The organism is Bradyrhizobium sp. 613_E4_N2_2 (genome assembly GCF_052075995.1).
GTDB classification, from domain to species: Bacteria; Pseudomonadota; Alphaproteobacteria; order Rhizobiales; family Xanthobacteraceae; genus Bradyrhizobium; species Bradyrhizobium barranii.
In genome coordinates this window covers 656687-679331 of the sequence record NZ_CP197234.1, presented here as the reverse complement: position 1 = coordinate 679331, position 22645 = coordinate 656687, and the positions used below count along the sequence as shown (strand labels likewise).

Here is a 22645-nt window from a genome sequence, read left to right as displayed (position 1 = left end):
GCACGACAGCCGGGCCGTTCACTGCGCTGTCGTGCCTCGCTCGGACGCACGATGACACGGCAGAGCCGTCGCGCCGTAATTGCGGGAACGCGCGCACGGTCCGGTCGACGAACTTGGAACATCTCCGGGTTTGGGGACTTAACCGTGAGCCCCTCGGATCAAGATTCCAATGCTGGACCTGTTTGGACAAGCGGACGAGGCCAGGATCGGCGAGATCGCCGCCGGCTATGCCGCCAACCGGACCGAGGCCGGCACGGATTCTGAAAGACGATTCCGCGACTTGCTGCAGGCTCTGCCTGCCGCGATCTACACAACCGACGCGGAAGGTTGCATCACCTTCTTCAATCGCGCCTGCATCGATTTTGCCGGACGCATGCCGAAGATCGGCGAGATGTGGTGCGTGACCTGGAAGCTCTATCTGCCCGACGGCACGGCGCTTCCCCACGATGAATGCCCGATGGCAATCGCGCTCAAGCAGAACCGGCCAGTGCGCGACGTCGAGGCCGTGGCCGAGCGGCCGGACGGCTCCCGGATCTGCTTCATGCCATATCCGACGCCGCTGCGCGACGAACGGGGGCGTTTGGTTGGTGCGGTGAACATGCTGGTCGACATCACGGCTCGCAAGGAGGCAGAGCAGAGGATGCTGCTCCTCACCTCCGAGGTCGATCACCGTTCCAACAACCTGCTCGCGGTGGCTCAGGCGATGCTGCGGCTGACGAAGGCGGATACCGCGGAAGAGTTCCAGACCGTGTTTGCAGGCCGGCTCAGCGCGCTTGCCAACGTGCAGAGGCTGTTCTCGGCTTCGCGTTGGACCGGCGCGAATCTGAAGACCATCGTCGAAGAAGAACTCCGGCCGTACGCAAGCCGGGACGGCGAGCGGATCAGGATCGCGGGAGACGACGTCCGCCTGCCGCCCACGCTGGCCCAGTCGATCGCAGTCGCGCTGCATGAGCTCGCCACCAACGCCGCCAAATATGGCGCGCTGTCGAGGCCTTCGGGCAGGCTGGAGATCAGCTGGGAGACCAATGGTGCAGAGCCTCTCGTGCTGCACTGGTCGGAGAGCGGCGGTCCCCGGGTCAACGAGGCGCCGACGCGCAAGGGCTTTGGAATCGGCGCGGTCGACGGCATCATCCGGACCTTGCGCGGAACCATTACCCGGCAGTGGAGGCCGGAAGGACTGGTTTGCGAACTGTCCTTCCCGGAAGGCGTAGCCTAGGCCTCGCGGACCACCGTCTTCAGATAATTGTAGGCCTTGATGATCTCGATCAGGCGGTCTTCGGTCGACCGGTCGCCACCGTTGGCGTCGGGGTGATGCTGCTTGACCAGCGCCTTGTACTTGCTCTTGACGTCGGCGAGCGTGGAATCGGGGCCGAGGCCCATGACCTGGAGCGCCTTGCGCTCGGCGTTCATCACCTTGCGCGTCTCGGCCTTGGGCTCGGCCTGCGGACCCTTCCGCCAGCCCGCGCGGCCGTTGATCTCACTGAACATGCTGAACGGATCGGACGCCATGTCGATCTCGGCTTCCGCACCCTTCTTGCCGCCATTGGCGCCCATCTTCCAGGTCGGGCGGTGACCGGTCAGCGCATCCTTCTGGTAGCGCGCGACGGCATCGGCATTCATGCCGGAGAAGAAATTGTAGTTCTGGTTGTACTCGCGCACGTGGTTCAAGCAGAAGTGCCAGTACTCGCGCTGGTTCTCGCGGCCCTTCGGCGCACGGTGCGCGCCCTTGTTCTGACACCCGGCCCATTCGCAATTGACCACAGCGTCGCGCGGCTTCACTTCCGGCTGCTTGCCTTTCGGCTTGACCCGGATGGAGTCGAAGAACTTTGATGAATCGATCGGCATGACTGACTTTGACTACGCAATGCAAAAACCTTCAAGTCTTGACATTGCAATTAGCTGGGAACCCGCAACCGAAGTTTCACTCCGGCGTCTTCGAGGTACGGCCGCCGCAGGCGGCCTATGCAATTGACGGAGTGCGGCTGCGCGCTTTAATGGCACTCATGGTTATGAAAGACACTATCAGCAACAAGTTGCGGGAAGCTTTCACGCCGGAAAGCCTGCAGGTCGTCGACGAGTCACATTTGCATGAGGGCCACGCCGGCCATCGACCGAGCGGCGAAACACACTTTCGCGTTTATATTGTGTCCCAGGCCTTCAAAGGGAAGAGCCGGGTCGATCGCCACCGCATGATAAATTCGGCGCTGGCCGCGGAACTTGCCGGCAGCGTGCACGCGCTCGCGATCCACGCGCAGGCACCGGGGGAAGGCGGAACGTAAGACTCCGCTGTCATGCCCCGCCTGCGCGGGCAATGACACCGACCGTGCGTCAAAACGACGTCCCGGCCCGCCTGGGCTTGGCTTCCTCCATCTCCGCGTCACGCGGCACCGGTGAAATACGGAGCGCGGTGATGCGGTTGCGTTCGCGGCGGAGGACGCGGAAACGGAAACCGTGGAACGTGAAACTCTGGCCGCGGTCAGGGATCGAGCGCGCCTCGTGAATGACGAGACCGGCGACCGTCGTTGCCTCTTCGTCGGGCAGGTGCCAGTCCATGGCGCGGTTGAGATCGCGGATCGGCACCGAGCCATCGACCACGACCGAGCCGTCCGGCTGGGCGCGCACGCCGGCGACCACGACGTCGTGCTCGTCGGAGATGTCGCCGACGATCTCTTCCAAAATGTCTTCCAGCGTCACGAGACCTTCAACCTCGCCGTACTCGTCGACGACGAGCGCGAAATGGGTTTTTCGCCGCCGGAACGCCTTGAGCTGCTCGGAGACCGGGCGCATTTCCGGCACGAACCAGGGCGGCAGCGCGATGGTGGAGACGTCGATGCGCGAGGTGTCGCCGTCGGATGCGCGGATTGCGCGCAACAAATCCTTGGCGTGAAGCACACCGATGATGTTTTCCGGCTTCTCGCGCCACAACGGAATGCGGGTGTACTCGGTCGCCAGCACCTCGCGCACCAGTTCCTCCGGCGGCAGGTCGGCATTGATCATCATCATCTCGGTGCGATGGATCATGACGTCGGAGACCTGGAGCTCGCGCAGATCGAGCAGGCCGCCGAGCATGTCGCGGTCCTGCTTCTCGACCTTGCCCTCGTGGTGCAACAGGTCGACCGCGCCGCGCAGGCGCTCGGTCGGCGACAGGATCGCCTGGTGCTCGCCGGCCAAACCAAACAAGCGCATCAGCAGACGGACGATGACCTCGACGATCCGCAGCAATGGTCCCAGCACATACATCGTCAGCCGCATCGGGCGGGCGACCGCAAGCGCCATGCGGTCGGGCGCGTTGATCGCGATAGTCTTCGGCAGCACCTCCGCGAAGATCACGACCAGCGCCGTCATCACGCCGGTGGCATAGAGCACGCCGACATCGCCGAACCAGGCCGTGAAGATGCTGGTGGCGAGCGCGGACGCGCTGATATTGGCGATATTGTTGCCGAGCAGCAGCGCGCCGATCAGGCGCTCGCGCATGTCGAGCAGCTGCGAGACGACATCGGCGTCGTGGTTACCCTGCTTGGAGAGCCGCAGCATGCTGGCGCGCGAGGCGCCGGTCAGCGCGGTCTCGCTCGCGGCGAAAAAGCCCGAGACGAGCAGGCAGAGAATGACGATGGTGAATCCGAGCCAGTCCATGCACCACTCAAAACCGGTTAGCCGCGCATCAAGCCTTCTGCGCGAGCTTCTCTTTGAGGAAATCGCGCACCGGCGCCGGCTCGACATCCTTCGCGATCACGGCGCGCCCGACCGCCTCCAGCAGGATGAAGGTGAGCTTGCCGCGCTTGACCTTCTTGTCCTGCGCCATCAACGCCATCAGCGCGTCGGCGTCGGCAAGCCCTTCCTGCGCGAAACCGGCGATGTCCTGCAGGCGCGTCGGCAGGCCGGCGTCGATGAGGTGACGCTCGACGCGCGCGGCATCGGCCTCGCCGATCATGCCAAGCTTCGCCGAGAACTGCGCCGCCAGCGTCATGCCGATCGAAACACCCTCGCCATGGAAGAGGCGATCGGAGAAACCGGTCGCGGCCTCCAGCGCGTGACCAAAGGTATGGCCGAGATTGAGCAGCGCGCGCTCGCCGGTCTCGCGCTCATCGCGCGAGACGACGCCGGCCTTGGCGCGGCACGAGGTCGCGATCGCGTGCTCGCGCGCCGAGCCGCCCTTGAAAATGTCGGAGTGGTTATTCTCCAGCCAGGTGAAGAAGGCTTCGTCGCCGAGCACGCCGTATTTGGCGACCTCGGCATAGCCGGCGCGGAACTGCCGCGGCGACAGCGTGTCGAGCACGGCGGTGTCGGCGATGACGAGCACGGGCTGGTGGAAGGCGCCGAGCAGATTCTTGCCCTGCGGCGAGTTGATGCCGGTCTTGCCGCCGACGGAGGAATCGACCTGCGCCAGCAGCGAGGTCGGCACCTGCACGAAATCGACGCCACGGCGCAGGATCGCGGCCGCAAAGCCGGCGAGATCGCCGACCACGCCGCCGCCGAGCGCGATGACGAGATCGTTGCGCTCGATCTTCGCGGCGATCAGGGCCTCGCTGACCTTTTCGAGGCCGGCATAGGTTTTGGAGATCTCGCCTTCCTCGACCACGATGCGCGAGGTCGGAATGCCGGCAGAAGCGAGCGACGCTTCGGTCGGCTCGAGCCAGTATTTTGCGACGGTGCGATCGGTGACGATCGCCGTACGCACGCCGGGCCGCAAGCGCGCGACCTGTTCGCCGAGCGAAGCCAGCACGCCGCGGCCGATGACGATGTCATAGGCGCGATCGCCGAGCGCGACGTCGACGTTGACAGGATCTGAATGTTTCAACGGCGCAGTCATCGTACGGCACTCGCAACGTCGGCAGGTGATTGGGCGGCCTGTTCGCCGCGGAGATGGGCGCGCAGCGTCTCGATGCATTCCTCGACGATCTTGTCGTGCGGCACGTCGCGCGAGGCGATGGTGAGGTCGGCATGGCGATAGATCGGCTCGCGCTCGGTGAGCAGGCGCGTCACGGTTCCTTCGGGATCGGCGGTCTGGAGCAGCGGGCGGTCGGCGCGGCGGCGCACCCGACGCATGATGACGTCAGGGTCGGCCTTGAGCCAGATCGAGACCGCCTTGGCCGCAATGCGATTGCGCGTCTCCTCGCGCATGAAGGCACCGCCGCCCGTCGCCAGCACGATCGGCTCGCCGTCGAGCAGGCGCGCGATCACCCGCGCCTCGCCATCCCGGAAATACGGCTCGCCATGGCGCTCGAAAATCTCCGGTATGGTCATGCCGGCATGAGCGACCTCGATCTCGGTGTCGGCGTCAACGAAGGGCAGCTTGAGCCGGGCCGCCATGCGGCGGCCGATGGTGGATTTGCCCACCCCCATCATGCCGACGAGCACGATCGAGCGCGTCCCGAGCGCCGACAGGATGTCGGCCTCAGGGGCAGCTTGTATCGGCAACGCGGCGTCGGGCATGGGTCTCGCTCGATCTGCCGCCGGAGGCGGCATGCTTTGGCCACCTATACGACCCCCTCGGGGCCCTCGCCAGAGGACTCTTGCCACGAAACGGCGAACATGTTGGATGATTTCATTGGTTAATTTGGACGCCTGAGACCCTCGCCGAGATCTTGCCCGATGCCCAGCCTGTTCCGCTTCCTGACGGTCGTCGCCGTGCTCGCCGGCATCGTCTATGGCGTGGTCTTCGCGCTGGCGAACTTCGTGAGCCCGAAGTCGCGGGAAATGACGGTGACGATCTCGCCGGATAAGTTTCTCAAGAAATAGGAGCTAGCCTCCAGGGCATGCGCGTACAGCCCTCAGACAGCAAGCTCACCGGCCTGTTCCTCGACATGCTCGCGGCGGAACAGGGCGCCGGCCCCAATACGCTCGACGCCTACCGCCGCGACCTCACCGATTTCTCGGAATTTTTAGGCCGCGTCGGGCACAGCTTTGCCGACGCCGAGACCCAGATCCTGCGCGATTATCTCGCCGATCTCGACAGCCGCGGCTTCAAGTCCACCAGCGTCGCGCGGCGGCTGTCGGCGATGCGGCATCTCTACCGCTTTCTCCTGAACGAGCGCATCCGCACCGAGGATCCCGCGGCGATCCTGTCCGGCCCCAAGCGCGGCCGCGGCCTGCCGAAGGTGCTGTCGATCGCGGATGTCGACCGCATGCTCGGCCGCGCCAAGGAATTGAGCGAGGCGGAGGACGCTTCGCCCTCGAAACGGCTGCGGGCGTTGCGGCTCTATTGCCTGCTCGAGGTGCTCTACGCCACCGGCCTGCGCGTCTCCGAGCTGGTGGCGCTGCCGCGCTCCGCGGCAAAACGCGACGCCCGCATGATCGTGGTGCGCGGCAAGGGCAACAAGGAACGCCTGGTGCCGCTCAACGAGGCCTCGCGGCAGGCGATGGCCGAGTATCTCGCGGCGACGGAAGCGGCAAAAGCCGACAAGAAGAACAGCGTGGCCGCCTCGAAATGGCTATTCCCTTCGTTCGGCGAGAGCGGGCATCTGACGCGGCAGCATTTTGCCCGCGACCTGAAAGAGCTCGCGGTCGCCTCGGGGCTGCAGGCCCGGCTGGTCTCCCCGCACGTGCTGCGCCACGCCTTTGCCAGCCACCTCCTGCACAACGGCGCGGATCTGCGCATCGTGCAGACCCTGCTCGGCCACACCGACATCTCCACGACCCAGATCTATACCCATGTGGTCGAGGAGCGCCTGAAGAGCCTGGTGCGCGACCTGCACCCGCTGGCGGAGAAATAGTTCTCTTGTAGCCCGGATGGAGCGCAGCGAAATCCGGGGCCGCCCGCCTCGCGGAAAGACCTTCCCGGATTGCGCTTCGCTCCATCCGGGCTACAGGCAACCCATGAAACCGCCTTGACTTCGGCCACATCTCCGCAGAAAGAGCCGTGGCCTCACGCATGATTTGGCGGGCTGCTTCCAAGCACACAAGCCAACTCATTGAAGAAGCTACATTTCTTTCCGCCGGTCCAAACCTGCTTCGACGCCCCGCCCCGTCCTCGCTATATTGAGTTGATGCCAGATCACATGCGCAGCTATCTCGACTTCGAAAAGCCGGTCGCCGAGCTCGACTCCAAGGTTGACGAGCTGCGGACGCTTGCGGCCTCGGGCACCGATATCTCCGAGGAGATCGGGAAGATCGAGGACAAGGCGGCGCAGGCGCTGGCCGACCTCTATCTGAACCTGACGCCGTGGCAGAAGACGCTGGTCGCGCGGCATCCGCAGCGGCCGCATTTCAACGACTTCATCAAGGGCCTGATCACCGAATTCACTCCGCTCGCCGGCGACCGCAAGTTCGGCGAGGACGAGGCGCTGGTTGCCGGCTTCGGCCGCTTCCGCGGTGAGGCCATCTGCGTGATGGGCCAGGAAAAGGGCGATTCCACCGAGAGTCGCATCCGGCACAATTTCGGCATGGCGCGGCCCGAGGGCTATCGCAAATGCGTGCGGCTGATGGAGATGGCCGAGCGGTTCGGCCTGCCCGTGCTGTCGCTCGCCGATTCCGCCGGCGCCTATCCCGGCATCGGCGCCGAAGAGCGCGGCCAGGCCGAGGCGATCGCGCGCTCGACCGATGCCTGCATGGCGCTGACCGTGCCCAACGTCGCCATCATCACCGGCGAGGGCATGTCGGGCGGCGCCATCGCCATCACCACCGCCAACAAGGTCCTGATGCTGGAGCACGCGATCTACAGCGTGATCTCGCCCGAGGCCGCCTCCTCGATCCTGTGGCGCGACGGCTCCAAGGCCCAGGAAGCCGCCAACAACATGAAGATCACCGCACAGGACATGCTGCGCTTCGGGGTGATCGACAGCATCTTGAAGGAGCCGGTCGGCGGCGCCCACCGCGACCCCACCGCCATGATCGCCACCACGGGCGATGCCATCGCCAAGGCCTTTGACGAGCTCCGCGGCCTGGACGGCGACGCCATCCGCAAGCAGCGGCGGCAGAAATTCCTCGATATCGGCCGGAAACTGGGCTGATTCGGCCGTTTTGGGTGCCGTAGGGTGGGCAAAGGCGCGAAGCGCCGTGCCCACCAGCCGGTCGGACGGCAGAGAATGGTGGGCACGCTTCGCTTTGCCCACCCTACGAGACCTCCGGTAACTCCCCGTTAACCCTTTTTTTGCCCAAATCAGCGATCTCTGTCCGGATTGGGCCGGAAGGCCCAAGTACGGCCCAAAGTCGCGTCCATTTAGTCTTCGTTGACCATGCCACTGGGCCAACGGGCTCGTGATCCCCGGTCGGGTTGCGACCACATGACCCAGAGGTTAGAATTTTAATCAATGGCTTCAGGGCACAAGCGCTGGAGCGTGGTTCGAAAACGCCCGTCACGACGGGTCCGGATCTCCGGTCGGGTCATGCTTCGAGATTGGGGTTCGCGCTCTCTGCCCGGCACGGTGTGGGGTCCATCTTGATTTCTCGTTCGCTTGCTCGCGCGCTTTTGGCTTCGGTTGCGCTGCTGACGGCCAGTGTTCTGCTGGCCGGCTGCGACACCGACCAGGTTTCGCTCGCGACCAACGCCAAGGCCAACCAGCCGGTGCCGCCAAAGCTTCTCGCCGCGATGGTCGAGAAGGACATGGACCTGCAATCGCCGATCCTGGTCCGCCTGTTCAAGCAGGAGGCCGAGCTCGAGGTCTGGAAGCAGGCCCGCAACGGCCAGTTCGCGCTGCTCAAGACCTATCCGATCTGCCGCTGGTCGGGCGATCTCGGCCCGAAGGTGCGCGAAGGCGACCGCCAGGCGCCGGAGGGATTCTACTCGATCAATCCGGGCCAGATGAATCCGCAGTCTGCCTACTATCTCTCGTTCAACACGGGCTATCCGAACGCGTTCGACAAGGCTCTGGGGCGCACCGGCTCGCAGCTGATGGTGCACGGCGATTGTTCGTCGCGCGGCTGCTACGCGATGACCGACGAGCAGATCGCGGAGATCTATTCGCTTGGGCGGGAGTCGTTCTTCGGTGGCCAGAAGGCGTTCCAGCTGCAGGCCTATCCGTTCAAGATGACGCCGGTGAACATGGCCAAGCACCGGAACAACCCGAACATGCCGTTCTGGAAGATGATCAAGGAAGGCTATGATCATTTCGAGGTGACGCGGCAGGAGCCGAAGGTCGATTTCTGCGAGCGCAAATACGTGTTCGACGCAACGAAGACGCCTGACGCGAAGCGCGATCCGGTGTTCGACGCGTCCGCGAAGTGCCCGGCCTATGTGATCCCCGAGAACATCGCCAGCGCGGTGCGCGACAAGGATGCGCGCGACCAGGTCGAGTACAACAAGCTCGTCGCCAAGGGCACGCCGATCGCGCGCATGAACACCGGCATCGACGGCGGCATGAACAAGATTTTTGCCTCGAAGATTCCGGAGGGATCGACCGGACTGTCGGAGAATGCCGAAGGCTCGACCCTGGAGATGCTGGCGATGGCGAAGGCGCCGGGCACGATCCCCGGACACGTCAATCCGCCCAAGCCCAATCTCGATGCGGTCGCCGCCGCTCCCGCGAACCAGGAGCCGGTCGTCGCCGTCAGCGCCCCCGCCGCCACCACCCGCGTCGCCGCAGCCGCGCCGGCCAGCGAGAAATCCCAAGAGAAATCGTCAGGCGGCTTCTTCTCCAACCTCGGCCGCAAGATGGGCCTCGGCACCGCCGACACGACGGCGACCACGCCTCCCCCGCAAGCGACCGCGTCCGTGGCCCCGACCGCTGCGCCAGCAACACCACCCACCGCGACGTCGAGGCTGAAGGCCGCAGTGACCCGGTTCGTGCCTGGCCGCGACACGTCCAAGGACACACCGAAGCCAGCCGTCGCCGCCGCCAAGCCGGCCGAACCGGTGAAGCCGGACACGCGCCTCGCCGCGACGCGGCCGGCGCTGAAGCCGTCGGTGTCGGATGGCGCGAGTGAAGCGACGCAGATCATGGGCGCCGCGCCGGTGGTGTCGTCGAACTCGTTCGACAGCCGCTTTGGGGCGGTGAAGTAAGGGCGGCGCTCCGCTTAATCTCTCCGATCCATCTCAGCCTGACGCCGTCATTCCCCGCGACCCGGCGAAGCCTTGGCGTAGCCGGGTCGCGGGGCATGACAGTTGATGAGGTACGGTGAGAGCGCTGCGCCTCACTCAAAGACGGGCAGCGCGACCTACGGCGCCAGGTACCGCATCAGCTCCGGATTGCCGCGCACATCATTCGCCTGCCCTTGCAGAGCGACCCTGCCGCGGTCCAGTACATAGGCGTAATCGGCGACGCGCAGCGCGAGGTCGAGGTGCTGCTCGACGATGATGACGGCGATGCTCTTCGCGAGCTCGATCAGGCGCTCGGTGATCTCCTCAATCACGCCGATCCAGACGCCTTCGGTCGGCTCGTCCAGCAACAACAGCTTCGGATCGCCCAGCATCGCGCGGCCGATGGCGAGCATCTTGCGCTCGCCGCCGGAGAGGGTGCCGGCGGGCTGGTCGAGGCGCTGGCCGAGTTTCGGGAAGATGGTCAGCACATGGTCGACCGCGTCGGCCTTCTTGCTGGCGAGCGAGCCGACCGCGAGATTGTCGCGCACCGACAGACGCGCAAACACCGAATGCTCCTGCGGGACGTAGCCGATGCCGGCGCGCACGCGCTCCTGGGTCGCGCGGCGGCTGATGTCGCGGCCGTCGAAGGCGACCTCGCCCTTCCAGGCCGGCAGCTCGCCGACGATGGTCTTCATCAGCGTGGTCTTGCCGGCACCGTTGCGGCCGAGCACGGCGACGCCGCCGCGCCAGGGAATGCCGAGGGTGACGTCGAACAGGACCTGGCTGCGGCCATAGCCCGCGTCGAGATGCTTGATGTCCAAAAATTCAGGCACGGCGCAGATAGATCTCCTGAACGGATTTATTGGCCTGGATCTCCGACACGGTGCCTGATGCCAGCACCTTGCCCTGGTCGAGCACGGTCAATCGATCGCAGATGTCGCGGATGAAATCGAGGTCGTGCTCGACGATGACGAGCGAGCAATGTTTTTTGATCGGCTGAAGCAGCTCACCGGTGACGCGGCGTTCCTCCAGGCTCATGCCGCCGGTCGGCTCGTCCAGCAGCAGCAGCTTCGGCTTGCCCGCGAGCGCCATCGCGATCTCCAGCCATTGCTGCTGGCCGTGCGACAGCGCCGCCGCCGCGTCGAAGGCGCGATCGGCGAGGCGGAACTGCGTCAGCATGGTCATGACCTGGTCGTGCAGCGCGCCGCGCGTGCGCGAGAAGACGAGATCGAACAGCGAGGACTGCGCCTGCAGCGCGAGCAGGATGTTGTCGTAGAGCGTCAGCGTCGGCAGCACGCTGGTGATCTGGAATTTCAGGCTCATGCCGGCCCGGGCCCGTTCGGTCGGCGTGAACGCGGTGATGTCGGTGTTGATGAAACTCACTTTGCCTTGGGTCGGCACTTCGGCCCCCGCAATGCACTTCATCAGCGTGCTCTTGCCGGAGCCGTTCGGTCCGATCAGGCCGTGAAACTCGTTCTCGCCGACGGTGAGCGCGGCGCCGTCGAGCGCGGTGAGCTTGCCAAAGATCTTCTTGATATCGGCGGCTTCAAGGAGCGGCATTGCGCTTCTCCTTCTCAGTCTCCTTGGGCTTGGCACCGAAGCTGCCGACCCGTTCGCGCTCGCCGAGCACAAAACTGATCAGGCCAAGTGGCCGGAACAGGATCACGAGCAGCAGCAGCAGACCGAGGATGATCGGCCAGATCTCGCGATAATTGTCGGAGAGCCAGAAGCTGACGCCCTCGACGATCACGGTGCCGATGACGGCGCCGATCAACGTGCCAGAGCCGCCGAACAGCACATAGAGCACCACCTGCGTCGAGACGACGACGCCGACCATGTTGGGCCAGACGAAACCTTCGTGGAAGGCATAAAGACTGCCGGCAAGACCTGCGATGGCGCCGCCAATCGCGAAGATGATCGCCTTCAGGTGCTGTACCTTGTAGCCGAAGAAGGCGATGCGCTGCTCGTTCTCGCGCAGGCCCGCAAGCGCCAGGCCGAATTGCGAGCGTACCAGGAAGCGGCAGAGCAGGTAGACCACGACGAGGATACCGAGCACGAGATAGTAGAAGGCCGGGCCCTCGGTAAATTCGTAGCCGCCGAGCGACATCGGCGCGATCGAGGGGATGCCGTTCTGGCCGCCGAGATAGTACCAGCCGCGCGCGAGGCGATCGGCGGCGTAGGAGCCGGTCAGCGTGCCCAGCGACACGAAGATGACGCTGGAGGGATGCCGTCCGAGCAGCAGGAAGCCGCCGAGCAGCAGCGCGAAGGTGAGGCCGATGATCGTGCCGGCAGGGAGCACGAGGAAGATGTTGGTGATGTCGAGGTCGCGCGCGAGCAGCGCGACGCCATAGCCGGCCGAACCGAAGAACAGGGCCTGGCCAAAGCTCATGATGCCGGCATAGCCCCAGACCAGATCGAACGACAACGCGAACAGCGCGAGGATGATCACGCGGGTCGCGAACACGGTGAGGTAGTCCTGCAGCACCAGCGGCGCGAGCAGCGCCGCGACGAGCACGACGCCCTCCACGATCGGCAGGACCTTTCGTCCTGCCTTGACCTGTTCCTTGGCCTGTCCCGCGGCCACGCGTTCAGCCATCGCACCGTCCGCTTCGTCGCCGGCGATGGCTTCTCTTACCACACTCATCGACTTCGGCATTCCGCCTCAGCATTCCTTGGGATCGACGAGCCCGTCGCTGCGTCCGACGATCTCGTAGTTCCCACCCTTGGCGACCGCGGTGTACATCTTCATCTTGCAGTGCCGCTTGCCCGGCACCATCTCGGCCGGCCCGCCCGGGCCTTCGGCGATCTTGGCGTGATCGAGCGCGGCGGCAACCGAGTCGCGATCGACCTTGCCGGCTTCCTTCACGGCCGCCTCCCACAGCTTGAGGCCGCGATAGGTGCCGGTCGCGGCACTGCCGGCCGCGAACAGGAAGTTGCCGGGAAAGTCCTTCTCATAGGCCGCCTGGATTTTGGCGTCGAACGGATTCTCCTTGGTCAGCACCTTGAAATAGTCGAGACAGCTTGCGAGCCCCTCGATCTCCGCGGCCTGGTTGATGTTGAGCGTGTTCTCGTCATAGTAGACGCAGGCCAGGCGCCCGCCGTTTTTGAGGAAGCCCGCTTCATAGAGCTGCTTGAAGAACGGGCCTACGCCCGGCGGAATGACGGTGTTGAAGACGACGTCGACCTTGTTGGAGATGATCCGGTTGACGGTCGATGAGAAGTCGATCTGGTCGAGCGGGTAATATTCCTCGAACACGACCTCGCCGCCGTTCGCCTCAATGACCTTGCGGGCGTAGACGTTGAGCGTGTGCGGCCAGACATAGTTGGCGCTCGGCAGCGCGAACTTCTTACCACCGTTCTTGATCAGCCAGGGGATGAACTCGTCACACTGCTGCGCCGGCGTCGGTCCGGTGCAGAACAGATAGGGCGTGCACTCCTTACCTTCGTAGAGCTGCGGATAGATGTAGAGCGTCTTGCCGCGCGCCACGATCGGGTCCTTGATCGCGTTGCGCATCGACGAGGTGATGCCGCCCAGCACCATGTCGACCTTGTCGCGCTGGATCAGTTTTCGGACGTTGCCGACGGCGACGGATTCGTTCGAGGCAGTGTCCTCGATATAGAGCTCGAGCGGACGGCCGAGCAGACCACCGGCCGTGTTGATCTCCTTGATCACCATCTTGGCGACATTGGCGTCGGCATTGCCGGCATAGGCGATCGGGCCGGTGAGATCGGTCGCGATACCGACCTTGATCGGGCCTTCCGCCGCGTTCGCCCAAGGCGCCGGGATCACCCAGCTTCCGACGCCGGTCGCGACCGCGCCGGTGGTAAAGGCAAGATTGGAGAGGAAGCGGCGACGCGAAAGCTGAGTACGATCGAACATGACTAAACCCCTTTTCCAGCGATGAGGCCCTGTGGCCGAAATTTGATGAAGACAATGGCGAGCACGAAGACGAGGACGTCGGCGACGACGGGCGCGATCACCCATGGCAGCGCGGCACTGAGGGTGCCGATCACGCCGGCGCCCGCCACCGGTCCGATGAAGGAGCCGACGCCGCCGACCATCACCGCGACAAAACCCTGGATCAGGAAGCGCAGGCCGAGATCGGCGTACAGGCTGAACACCGGCACGATCAGCGCACCGGCAAGGCCGGCGAGCGCGGAGCCAAACGCAAACGTGGCGCCGTACATCAGGGGCGTGGAGATGCCTGAGGCCCGCGCCAGCGAGGGATTTTCCAGGGTGGCGCGCATGCGCAGGCCAAAACTCGTGCGCGACAGCAGGAGGTAACAGCCCGCCATCACCAGGAGCGTGATGACGATGATGGTGAAGCGCCAGGCCGAGATATGCATGGCGCCGATATCGATCGAGCCGCCGATCGGCTCGGGCACGGTCAGATAGAAGCCACCGATCAGGCCGCGCACGGATTCGCGGATGATCAGGCCGAGCGCATAGGTGCCGAGCATCGCCACGATCGGCGCGGCGTAGAAGCGGCGGATGATCAGCGCCTCCAGCACGAAGCCGAGCGCACCAACCACAAAGGGCGCCGCGACCATGCCGGCCCAGATCGGCAGGCCCTTGGCGTAGGCGAGATAGGTGATGTAGGCCCCGAGCAGGACGAACTCTCCTTGCGCGAAGTTGAAGATGCCCATCATGCTGGCGATGATTCCGAGCCCCAGCACGATCAGGACGATGATCGCGCCGAAGCTCAGGATCTCGAACGCCGCGACGAACGCGTTAGCCATGCGCTGGATTCTTATTTTTACGCGTTTTCTTGACGCGAACCGGTATCCACTTCGCTTGAAAACGCTCTGGTCCGTCCGTCTGCATCGATGCCTCGCTCACATCTTCTTCCAGTCGCCGATCTGCTCGAAGGCATGCGCGGCGCGGTAGATCGTGGATTCCTCGAACATGCGGCCGACCAGCATCAGGCCGACGGGCAGGCCGTCGACCATGCCGCAGGGCAGCGACATCGCGGGATGATGGGTGATGTCGAACGGCGCTGTGTTGGAGATCATCTCCAGCGCGCGGGCGACGTAGTCTTCGCGGCTGGCGGTGGGCTCCGGCAGCTTCGTCGCCTTCATCGGCGTCGTCGGCAGCAGCAGCAGGTCGTATTCGCCGAACGCCTTGTCATAGGCCGCGGTCAGGCGACGCGAGATGTTGAGGGCCTTGCCGTAATAGCGGGGACCGAAGCTGTTGTTGATGTAGGTCCCGAGCATCAGGAACAGTTTTGTCGTCTCCGACAGCGAATCCGCCTGCCGTCGCCAGCCGCGATGGAAGTCCATCAGCGAGGTCGAGTAGAGATCGGAACGGCTGAGGCCATAGCCATCGCCATACATCATGGTCTGGGTCATGCCCTCCGTGCCGATCGGCGTCCAGATCGCGGGACCGACCATGTGCATGGGGATCGAAACGGTCTCGACCGTGGCGCCGAGGTCCTTGAAGCGTTTTGCGGCCTCGCGCACGCTTTCGTTCACCGCGGCCTCCGCGTTCGCCTGCTCAAAACCTTCCTTGAGGATGCCGATCTTCATGCCCTTGACGCCCTGGCCGAGCGCCTTGGTGTAGTCCTCGACCTTCGGGGCCTTGATGCGGGGATCGTAGCCGTCGTCGCCGGCGAGCACTTCGAGCAGCAGCGCATTGTCGGCGACGGTCGCGGTCATCGGACCGGTGTGATCGACGAAGACCTCGATCGGCATGATGCCGGTGTAGGGCACGAGCCCCCAGGTCGGCTTCATGCCGTAGGTGCCGCAGAACGAGGACGGCATGCGGATCGAGCCACCCTGGTCGCCGCCGATCGCCATGTCGACCTCGCCGAGCGCGACGACGACGCCGCTGCCCGAGGACGAGCCGCCGGCCGAATAGCCCATCTTGTGCGGATTGTGCACGGCACCGACCGCGCCGGTGTGGCTGCCGCCGGACATGCAGAAGGATTCGCAATGCACCTTGCCGGCGATCTCGGCGCCGGCGTCGAGCATGCGCGTGACGATGGTGGCGTCGAAATCGGGCACGTAGCCTTCCAGCGTCGCCGAGCCGTTCATCATCGGCACGCCGGCGAGCATGATGTTGTCCTTCAGCGCGACGGTCTTGCCCTTGAGCTTGCCGCTTGCCGCACCCTTCACGGTCGACTTGCGGTACCAGGCGTTGCGCGGGTTCTCCTCGGGCGAGGGCCGGTAGCCCGGCGTGCGGGGATATTTGACCTCCGGCACTTCGTCCGGCATCGCGCCGACGAGATTATAGGCTTCGATCGAGCCCTGCATCAGGCCGCGGAACGAGGCGACATCGGCATCGGTCAGCGAAAGGCCGCACTGCTTGGCGACGTCGAGAAGTTGGGCAGGCGTGGGAAGGACAACTGTCACGGCGCTCTCCTGAAGTTTCTTGGTACGGTCCCTGCGCGCGGCCGCGATTGGCGCGACGCGCGCAGCGGCCCTGCTGAAACATTCAAAGCGGAAATATTTTCCTTTTCAAGTATTATTTTAAGATGGGGCTGTCCGGATTGCCGCAGCAGGCTCAGACCGGCTTGACCAGCTTGAAGTCGAGGCCGTCGGCCTCCGCGAGATACATCTGCATGCGGGCGTGGCCGTTGCGAACGACGACCGGGCCGCGCGCGCCGCCGTAAACGATGTTGCGGCCCGCCGCGAGCATGGGCGCCATCGACAGCGAACCTGCCTTTTTCGCCACGGCTTCGAGGAAACGCAGGCCTTCATAGCTGGACTGGCCGAGCGAGCCGATCGGCGGGGCGTTCGGCCCGAACATGGCGCGATAGCGGATCTGGAAGTCGTCATTGGCCCGCGAGCCGATACCGGAGAAATAGCCGGATGCGCAGAACATGTTCTCGCTGTTGTCGGCGCCGATGCCGAGCAGCACCGTCTCGTCCATGGCTCCCGCCAGCCGCAGCGTCGTGGCGCCGAGGCCGCATTCGCCGAAAGCACGATTGAAGGTGACGCTGTCGGTGCCGATCAGCGAGATCAGCACGACATCGGGCCGCGCGGCACGGATGCGCGCCAGGTGCGGCTCGTGATTGTCCTCGCCGAGGGGGACGAACTCCTCGCCGACGACGTGGCCTCCGGTTTCCCTGATGTAGTTCTTCACGGCACGGTGCGATTGCCAGGGCCAGACGTAATCGCTGCCGATCAGGTACCAGCGCGACGCCTTCTTGACGTCGGCAAGCCAGTGGATTGACGGCCGGCTCTGCCAGCGCGGCGTCTCGCCGATTGCCATCACGCCGGGCGTGCGCTCGCCGCCCTCGTAGACCGGCGTGTAGATGTAGGGGATGCGATGACGCGTCGTGACGTCGCGCAAGCCGACGCGGACCGCGCTGGTGTGCAGCCCGACGATGAGATCGACCTCGTCGAATGCGATCGCCTGCTCGGCGCGGTTCAGCACCTCATCGAGCGGCCCGCCGGCGTCGTAGATCGACAGCTCGATCTCGCGGCCGAGGATGCCGCCGCGCTTGTTGATCTCGGCAACGGCGAGTTGCGCGCTGTTGGTCGCGCAGGGGCCCCACACACCCGGCGATCCCGTGCAGCAGATGAAGCCGCCGATGCGCAGCTTGTTCGCGCCACGCCGCCTGAGGAAAGCATGATCGCCCGGCGACAGCGAGCTATCGGCGCCCGACGACGACAGATTCCTCAGCAGCAAGGACGGCGGCATCGCCGGACTGCCGTGAGCCGGGAAGTTTACCGTCGCGTGCACGCCAACTCCTGTCTGGCACCAGACCTGAAAGCACAATGAGCAGGCGGCCGCGGCATCCGCCCTTTTGTTAGGCAAACATCCTATTTTGAAAATATTGAATATTCAACAATTGAAGTGCATATAGAAGCAGCATTGATTGCAAGACATTCACTCATTTGGGTCAAGACGAAGTCTTAGCCGTGGCAAAACCGAACTCCCCGATCACCGAACACCTCGCCTACCTGCTCGCGCAAGCCAACCGGGAGATCAACCGGCAGCTGGAACTGCGCCTGAGCAAGGAAGGCGTTCCCGTCGAGCAGTGGCGCATCCTTAAGGTGTTGTCGGACGGCGATGGCCACTCGATGGGCGAACTCGCGGACGCGGTGCTGCTCAATCATCCAACGCTGACCAAGATGATCGACCGCATGGTCTCCGACACGCTGGTCTATCGCGTGCAGGACCCGAATGATCGCCGCAAGGTTTTGATGTTCATCTCCGACCGCGGCAAGGTGCTGTGCAAGAAGCTCAACTCGCTCGCGGTCGACCAGGAGGAGCACATCCTGGAGAGCTACGGCGACAAGTCGACGAGCGAATTGAAGCGGCTGCTCGAGAGCTTGATCGACAGCTCGAATTGAGCGTTGGCTTGGCGCGCTCTCGCAACACTTCATCTCGTGAGGGCGTAGCGCAAATCGCCACACACACTCAGCCGCCATCGCCCGCGAAAGCGGGCGATCCAGTATTCCAGAGACGTTAGTGATTCAACCGAGAGGCCGCGGCGTACTGGGTCGCCCGGTCGAGCCGGGCGAGGACAGTGGAGCGTGAGGCACGAACATCGCGTGTCACGCGCGCATGACAGCGGGGCTAGCGGCTAGGCGTACCGCCCGTGGCAGTGCTTGTACTTCTTGCCTGAGCCGCAGGGGCAATCCTCGTTACGGCCGACCTTGCCCCAGCTGGCGGGGTTCTTCGGATCGCGAAGAGCTGCGTCGGAAGCCTGCGCACCGAGCGTGACGCTGGCGAGCGCCATTTCGTCCTCGCCTGTGTTGGGGTCGAACTTGTGCGCTTCCATCGGCGGCAGGACAGGAGCTTCCTGCTCCGGCGGGACGATCTCGACGCGCATCAGCTGCGCCGTGACGGCCTCACGCAGATGCGCGCTCATCTCCTGGAAGAGATTGAAGGCCTCGGTCTTGTACTCCTGCAACGGATCGCGCTGGCCGTAACCACGCAGGCCGATGACCTGGCGCAGATGGTCGAGCATGATCAGATGCTCGCGCCAGAGATGGTCGAGCGTCTGGAGCAGAATGGTCTTCTCGACGTAGCGCATCACGTCGGGACCCCATTGCCCGACCTTGGCCGCCATGTGCTCGTCGGCTTTGGTCTCGATGCGCGAGAGCAACTCCTCGTCGGCGATGCCCTCTTCCTTGGCCCATTCGTCGACCGGCAGGTCGAGATCGAGCACGCGCTTCAGCTCTTCCTTCAGGCCGGCGACATCCCACTGCTCGGCATAGGCATGCTCGGGCACGTGCTTGGCGACGAGGTCGTCGATGAAGGCGTGGCGCATGTCGGTAACGGTCTCGGCGACGCTGTCGTCCTTCATCAGGTCGACGCGCTGGTCGAAGATCACCTTGCGCTGGTCGTTCTGGACGTTGTCGAACTTCAGCAGGTTCTTGCGGATGTCGAAGTTGCGCGCCTCGACCTTCTGCTGCGCCTTCTCGAGCGCCTTGTTGATCCAGGGATGGATGATCGCCTCGCCTTCCTTCAGGCCGAGACGCTGCAGCATGCTGTCGAGGCGATCTGAGCCGAAGATGCGCATCAGATCGTCTTCCAGCGACAGGAAGAACTTCGAGCGGCCGGGGTCGCCCTGACGGCCGGAACGGCCGCGCAGCTGGTTGTCGATGCGGCGGGATTCGTGACGCTCGGATCCCATGATGTAGAGGCCGCCGGGCTTCTTCACGGTCTTGGCGGGCTTCGAGCCCTTCGCCGGCTCGATTTCGACCTCTTCCTCGGCGTTCAGCACGATGTCGCGGAAGTGCTCGATGTCGGCCTTGATCTGCTCGATCTTCTTCGCCTTCTCGGCCTCGTCCTCGATGCCGGCGGTCTCCTGCTGGACCCGCATCTCGAGCGAGCCGCCGAGCTTGATGTCGGTACCGCGGCCGGCCATGTTGGTCGCGATCGTGATCGCGCCGGGCACGCCGGCTTCCGCGACGATATAGGCTTCCTGCTCGTGGAAGCGCGCGTTCAGCACCGCGAACAGTTTTGCCGGCTTGCCGGCGCGGGCCGCGGCGTACAGCTTCTGCATCGAATTCTCGTTGCCGAAATCGATCTGCCGGTAGCCGTGCTTCTTGAGGTATTCGGCGATCACTTCCGATTTTTCGATCGAGGCGGTGCCGACCAGCACCGGCTGCAGTCGCGCATTGGCGCGCTCGATCTCGGCCAGGATCGCGGCGTATTTCTCGTTCTGGGTTCGATAGACCTCGTCGTCCTCGTCGAGGCGGCCGACCGGCACGTTGGTCGGGATCTCCACGACTTCGAGCTTGTAGATGTCGAAGAGTTCGTCGGCTTCGGTCAACGCCGTGCCGGTCATGCCGGCGAGCTTTTCGTACATCCGGAAGTAGTTCTGGAAGGTGATCGAGGCCAGCGTCTGGTTTTCCGGCTGAACCTGGACATGCTCCTTGGCTTCAAGCGCCTGGTGCAGGCCTTCCGAATAACGTCGGCCGGCCATCATGCGTCCCGTGAACTCGTCGATGATGACGACCTCGTCGTCGCGGACGATGTAGTCCTTGTCGCGCGTGAACAGCGTGTGGGCGCGCAGCGCCTGGTTGATGTGGTGCACGACGGAAACGTTCTCGACGTCGTAGAGCGACTCGCCCTTGAGCTGGCCGGCGTCGCGCAGCAACGTCTCAATCTTCTCCATGCCGCCTTCGGTCAGCGTCACCGTGCGCTGCTTCTCGTCGACCTCGTAATCGGTCTTGTCGAGCTTGGGCAGGAAGCCGTCGATGGTGTTGTAGAAGTCCGAACGGTCGTCGAGCGGGCCGGAGATGATCAGCGGCGTGCGCGCTTCGTCGATCAGGATGGAGTCGACTTCGTCGACGATGGCGTAGAAGTGCGGCCGCTGGACCATGTCCTCGAGCCGGTACTTCATGTTGTCGCGCAGATAGTCGAAGCCGTATTCGTTGTTGGTGCCGTAGGTGATGTCGCAGGCATAGGCAGCCTTGCGTTCGGAATCGTCGAGGCCGTGGACGATGACGCCGGTGGTCAAGCCGAGGAAGCTGTAGATCTGGCCCATCCAGCCGGAGTCGCGGCGGGCGAGGTAGTCGTTGACGGTGACGACGTGGATGCCCTTGCCCGCGAGCGCGTTTAGGTACACCGCGAGCGTTGCGACCAGCGTCTTGCCTTCGCCGGTCTTCATCTCCGCGATGTCGCCCTCGTGCAGCACGATGCCGCCGATCAGCTGCACGTCGAAATGCCGCTGGCCGAGCGTGCGCTTGGCGGCCTCGCGCACGGTGGCGAAGGCCGGCACCAGCAGATCGTCGAGCGTCTTGCCCTCGGCGAGCTGTTTCTTGAACTCGACGGTGCGGGCCTTCAGTGCCTCGTCGGAGAGTTTCGAAACCTCCGGCTCCAGCGCGTTGATCGCGTTGACGCGGGACTGGTATCCCTTCACCCGCCGGTCGTTGGCGGAGCCGAAAAACTTGCGGGCGAGCGCGCCGATCATGCCTAGTTCCTGTGTTCGCGATTCAACCGCGTTGCAGCCAAGAAGTTGTCACCCCCCTGCCTATCAACTCACCGTGACGCCTGATGGCGGCAGAGCCCGGACTGCGGGGGGTCATCCGCCATATGGGTGGGAATTGGGCAAGTCTGGGTTCAACGGCCAAAAACGCAGCAAAATAAACGCCATCGCCATGGTCGCGACCGGGCAGAGATATGGCCCGGTCAGGGCCTTGTCAACGGCGGGCGCATTGCGGCTAATTCATCATTTTGACAGACTTTTCGCGTTGCCAAGCCCCCCTGAATTGGGCGAGTGTCCGCCCCGCTAGAGCAGCCCCCTGCTTCAACAAAAGGATTTTCCATGACCACCTCGTTCCCGGTAACCAAAACCGGCCTGCGCTTCGGCCTCGCCACCGCCCTCGTGGGCTGCCTTGCGTTGGCGCTGATCGCGGGTCCCGGCCGGGCTGCCGACGATCCGGTGCTGGCGAAGGTCAATGGCGCGGAAATCAAGAAGAGCGACGTTGCCATGGCCGAGGAGGAACTCGGGGCGAGCCTCGCCCAGATGGACCCGGCGACCAAGGACGAGAACGTGCTGTCCTTCCTGATCGACATGAAGATCGTCAGCAAGGCTGCCGAGGACAAGAAGGTCGCCGACGGCGACGAGTTCAAGAAGCGCCTGGCGTTCGCCCGGAACCGCCTGCTGATGGACAGCCTGCTCGCCAACGAGGGCAAGGCCGCCACCACCCCCGACGCCATGAAGAAGGTCTATGAGGAGGCCTCCAAGCAGATCACCGGCGAGCAGGAGGTCCGCGCCCGCCACATCCTGGTCGAGACCGAGGACGAGGCCAAGGCGGTGAAGGCCGAGCTCGACAAGGGCGCCGATTTCGCCGAACTCGCCAAGAAGAAGTCCAAGGATCCGGGCTCCGCCGATGGCGGCGACCTCGGCTTCTTCACCAAGGAGCAGATGGTGCCGGAGTTCTCGGCCGTGGCCTTCACGCTGGAGCCGGGCAAGATCTCCGATCCCGTGAAGTCGCAGTTCGGCTGGCACATCATCAAGGTCGAGGAAAAGCGCAACCGCAAGGCGCCGGACTTCGAGCAGGTCAAGGCCCAGATCGAGCAGTACGTCACCCGCAAGGCCCAGGCCGACTACGTCGCCAAGCTCCGCGCGGAAGCCAAGGTCGAGCGGACGGACCAGCCGGCAGCGGATGCCAAACCGGATGCCAAGCCGGCCGACCCTGCCAAGCCGTCCGACAGCAAGATGGCGCCCCCCGCGAAGAAGTAAGAATTCGCTGTCACTTCGCGGACGCCAATAGTATCTAACG

At 64.3% G+C, this 22645-nt stretch carries 20 protein-coding genes; 8 read left to right on the top strand and 12 right to left on the bottom strand.

What is annotated here, in order from left to right; translation table 11 throughout:
• Positions 1-169 precede the first annotated feature (169 nt).
• Positions 170-1216, top strand: a complete 1047-nt coding sequence (locus AB7290_RS03170; protein WP_259259720.1) for a sensor histidine kinase — start codon at positions 170-172, stop codon at positions 1214-1216.
• Here AB7290_RS03170 and AB7290_RS03165 read toward each other — a convergent pair.
• Positions 1213-1845 carry a J domain-containing protein gene (locus AB7290_RS03165; protein ID WP_014490400.1) on the bottom strand — a complete coding sequence of 211 codons (633 nt, stop codon included), beginning with the start codon at positions 1843-1845 and terminating at the stop codon, positions 1213-1215. The genes AB7290_RS03170 and AB7290_RS03165 overlap by 4 nt on opposite strands.
• A 158-nt stretch (positions 1846-2003) precedes the next feature.
• On the opposite strand from AB7290_RS03165, the gene AB7290_RS03160 reads away from it, so the two are divergent.
• Entirely contained in the window at positions 2004-2279 is a 276-nt protein-coding gene (locus tag AB7290_RS03160; protein WP_028149466.1) for a BolA family protein, read from the top strand.
• A gap of 49 nt (positions 2280-2328) precedes the next feature.
• Here AB7290_RS03160 and AB7290_RS03155 read toward each other — a convergent pair whose 3' ends face one another.
• From AB7290_RS03155 to AB7290_RS03145, 3 genes are read right to left on the bottom strand one after another with little or no spacing between them, the layout of a single operon-like run.
• Complete coding sequence (locus AB7290_RS03155; protein ID WP_063980627.1) at positions 2329-3633, bottom strand: HlyC/CorC family transporter; 1305 nt, start codon at positions 3631-3633, stop codon at positions 2329-2331.
• Between the two features lie 28 nt (positions 3634-3661).
• Positions 3662-4810 carry a 3-dehydroquinate synthase gene (gene aroB, locus AB7290_RS03150; RefSeq protein ID WP_085403587.1) on the bottom strand — a complete coding sequence of 383 codons (1149 nt, stop codon included), beginning with the start codon at positions 4808-4810 and terminating at the stop codon, positions 3662-3664.
• The gene (locus AB7290_RS03145; protein WP_085403588.1) at positions 4807-5433 is read right to left on the bottom strand and encodes a shikimate kinase; all 627 of its coding nucleotides are present in this window, start codon (positions 5431-5433) and stop codon (positions 4807-4809) included. Before AB7290_RS03145 ends, aroB begins: the two co-directional genes overlap by 4 nt.
• 159 nt (positions 5434-5592) lie before the next feature.
• Between AB7290_RS03145 and AB7290_RS03140 the strand changes: the two genes are divergently transcribed.
• The 4 genes from AB7290_RS03140 to AB7290_RS03125 all read left to right on the top strand — a co-directional run bounded on the left by AB7290_RS03140 (position 5593) and on the right by AB7290_RS03125 (position 9937).
• Complete coding sequence (locus tag AB7290_RS03140; RefSeq protein WP_085403589.1) at positions 5593-5739, top strand: histidine kinase; 147 nt, start codon at positions 5593-5595, stop codon at positions 5737-5739.
• A 17-nt stretch (positions 5740-5756) separates the two neighbouring features.
• The gene (xerD, locus tag AB7290_RS03135; protein ID WP_085403590.1) at positions 5757-6713 is read left to right on the top strand and encodes a site-specific tyrosine recombinase XerD; all 957 of its coding nucleotides are present in this window, start codon (positions 5757-5759) and stop codon (positions 6711-6713) included.
• 273 nt (positions 6714-6986) lie between these two features.
• On the top strand, positions 6987-7949 hold the full coding sequence (locus AB7290_RS03130) for an acetyl-CoA carboxylase carboxyltransferase subunit alpha (RefSeq protein WP_085403699.1): 963 nt from the start codon (positions 6987-6989) through the stop codon (positions 7947-7949).
• A gap of 428 nt (positions 7950-8377) precedes the next feature.
• Positions 8378-9937, top strand: a complete 1560-nt coding sequence (locus AB7290_RS03125) for a L,D-transpeptidase family protein (protein WP_245344211.1) — start codon at positions 8378-8380, stop codon at positions 9935-9937.
• 155 nt (positions 9938-10092) lie between these two features.
• Here the strand turns inward: AB7290_RS03125 and AB7290_RS03120 are convergent, their stop codons facing one another.
• From AB7290_RS03120 to AB7290_RS03090, 7 genes are all read right to left on the bottom strand, one after another.
• A complete protein-coding gene (locus AB7290_RS03120; RefSeq protein WP_014490408.1) occupies positions 10093-10788 on the bottom strand; it encodes a branched-chain amino acid ABC transporter ATP-binding protein in 696 nt (231 codons plus the stop codon).
• A complete protein-coding gene (locus tag AB7290_RS03115) occupies positions 10781-11515 on the bottom strand; it encodes an ABC transporter ATP-binding protein (RefSeq protein ID WP_071908479.1) in 735 nt (244 codons plus the stop codon). Before AB7290_RS03115 ends, AB7290_RS03120 begins: the two co-directional genes overlap by 8 nt.
• Positions 11502-12611, bottom strand: a complete 1110-nt coding sequence (locus tag AB7290_RS03110; RefSeq protein ID WP_085403592.1) for a branched-chain amino acid ABC transporter permease — start codon at positions 12609-12611, stop codon at positions 11502-11504. The genes AB7290_RS03115 and AB7290_RS03110 overlap by 14 nt, the downstream gene beginning before the upstream one ends.
• A gap of 6 nt (positions 12612-12617) precedes the next feature.
• Complete coding sequence (locus AB7290_RS03105; protein WP_085403593.1) at positions 12618-13835, bottom strand: substrate-binding protein; 1218 nt, start codon at positions 13833-13835, stop codon at positions 12618-12620.
• Positions 13836-13837: 2 nt separating this feature from the next.
• Positions 13838-14695, bottom strand: a complete 858-nt coding sequence (locus AB7290_RS03100; protein ID WP_085403594.1) for a branched-chain amino acid ABC transporter permease — start codon at positions 14693-14695, stop codon at positions 13838-13840.
• A 96-nt stretch (positions 14696-14791) separates the two neighbouring features.
• Positions 14792-16306 carry an amidase gene (locus tag AB7290_RS03095; RefSeq protein ID WP_085403595.1) on the bottom strand — a complete coding sequence of 505 codons (1515 nt, stop codon included), beginning with the start codon at positions 16304-16306 and terminating at the stop codon, positions 14792-14794.
• Positions 16307-16457: 151 nt separating this feature from the next.
• Entirely contained in the window at positions 16458-17642 is a 1185-nt protein-coding gene (locus AB7290_RS03090; protein WP_038934379.1) for a substrate-binding domain-containing protein, read from the bottom strand.
• Positions 17643-17821: 179 nt separating this feature from the next.
• Here AB7290_RS03090 and AB7290_RS03085 point away from each other — a divergent pair, with 179 nt between their 5' ends.
• The gene (locus AB7290_RS03085) at positions 17822-18256 is read left to right on the top strand and encodes a MarR family winged helix-turn-helix transcriptional regulator (protein WP_014490415.1); all 435 of its coding nucleotides are present in this window, start codon (positions 17822-17824) and stop codon (positions 18254-18256) included.
• Between the two features lie 233 nt (positions 18257-18489).
• Here the strand turns inward: AB7290_RS03085 and secA are convergent, their stop codons facing one another.
• Positions 18490-21330: a preprotein translocase subunit SecA gene (gene secA, locus AB7290_RS03080; RefSeq protein WP_085403596.1), complete on the bottom strand. Its 2841-nt coding sequence runs from the start codon at positions 21328-21330 to the stop codon at positions 18490-18492.
• Between the two features lie 354 nt (positions 21331-21684).
• Between secA and AB7290_RS03075 the strand changes: the two genes are divergently transcribed.
• A complete protein-coding gene (locus AB7290_RS03075; RefSeq protein ID WP_063980581.1) occupies positions 21685-22605 on the top strand; it encodes a peptidylprolyl isomerase in 921 nt (306 codons plus the stop codon).
• The last annotated feature ends 40 nt before the right edge of the window (positions 22606-22645 follow it).

Excerpts from the sequence above, each read along its gene's own strand:
- AB7290_RS03170 (WP_259259720.1), top strand. The coding sequence starts at position 170 with ATGCTGGACCTGTTTGGACAAGCGGACGAGGCCAGGATCGGCGAGATC.
- AB7290_RS03165 (WP_014490400.1), bottom strand. The coding sequence starts at position 1,845 with ATGCCGATCGATTCATCAAAGTTCTTCGACTCCATCCGGGTCAAGCCG.
- AB7290_RS03160 (WP_028149466.1), top strand. The coding sequence starts at position 2,004 with ATGGTTATGAAAGACACTATCAGCAACAAGTTGCGGGAAGCTTTCACG.
- AB7290_RS03155 (WP_063980627.1), bottom strand. The coding sequence starts at position 3,633 with ATGGACTGGCTCGGATTCACCATCGTCATTCTCTGCCTGCTCGTCTCG.
- aroB (WP_085403587.1), bottom strand. The coding sequence starts at position 4,810 with ATGACTGCGCCGTTGAAACATTCAGATCCTGTCAACGTCGACGTCGCG.
- AB7290_RS03145 (WP_085403588.1), bottom strand. The coding sequence starts at position 5,433 with ATGCCCGACGCCGCGTTGCCGATACAAGCTGCCCCTGAGGCCGACATC.
- AB7290_RS03140 (WP_085403589.1), top strand. The coding sequence starts at position 5,593 with ATGCCCAGCCTGTTCCGCTTCCTGACGGTCGTCGCCGTGCTCGCCGGC.
- xerD (WP_085403590.1), top strand. The coding sequence starts at position 5,757 with ATGCGCGTACAGCCCTCAGACAGCAAGCTCACCGGCCTGTTCCTCGAC.
- AB7290_RS03130 (WP_085403699.1), top strand. The coding sequence starts at position 6,987 with ATGCCAGATCACATGCGCAGCTATCTCGACTTCGAAAAGCCGGTCGCC.
- AB7290_RS03115 (WP_071908479.1), bottom strand. The coding sequence starts at position 11,515 with ATGCCGCTCCTTGAAGCCGCCGATATCAAGAAGATCTTTGGCAAGCTC.
- AB7290_RS03110 (WP_085403592.1), bottom strand. The coding sequence starts at position 12,611 with ATGCCGAAGTCGATGAGTGTGGTAAGAGAAGCCATCGCCGGCGACGAA.
- AB7290_RS03105 (WP_085403593.1), bottom strand. The coding sequence starts at position 13,835 with ATGTTCGATCGTACTCAGCTTTCGCGTCGCCGCTTCCTCTCCAATCTT.
- AB7290_RS03100 (WP_085403594.1), bottom strand. The coding sequence starts at position 14,695 with ATGGCTAACGCGTTCGTCGCGGCGTTCGAGATCCTGAGCTTCGGCGCG.
- secA (WP_085403596.1), bottom strand. The coding sequence starts at position 21,330 with ATGATCGGCGCGCTCGCCCGCAAGTTTTTCGGCTCCGCCAACGACCGG.
- AB7290_RS03075 (WP_063980581.1), top strand. The coding sequence starts at position 21,685 with ATGACCACCTCGTTCCCGGTAACCAAAACCGGCCTGCGCTTCGGCCTC.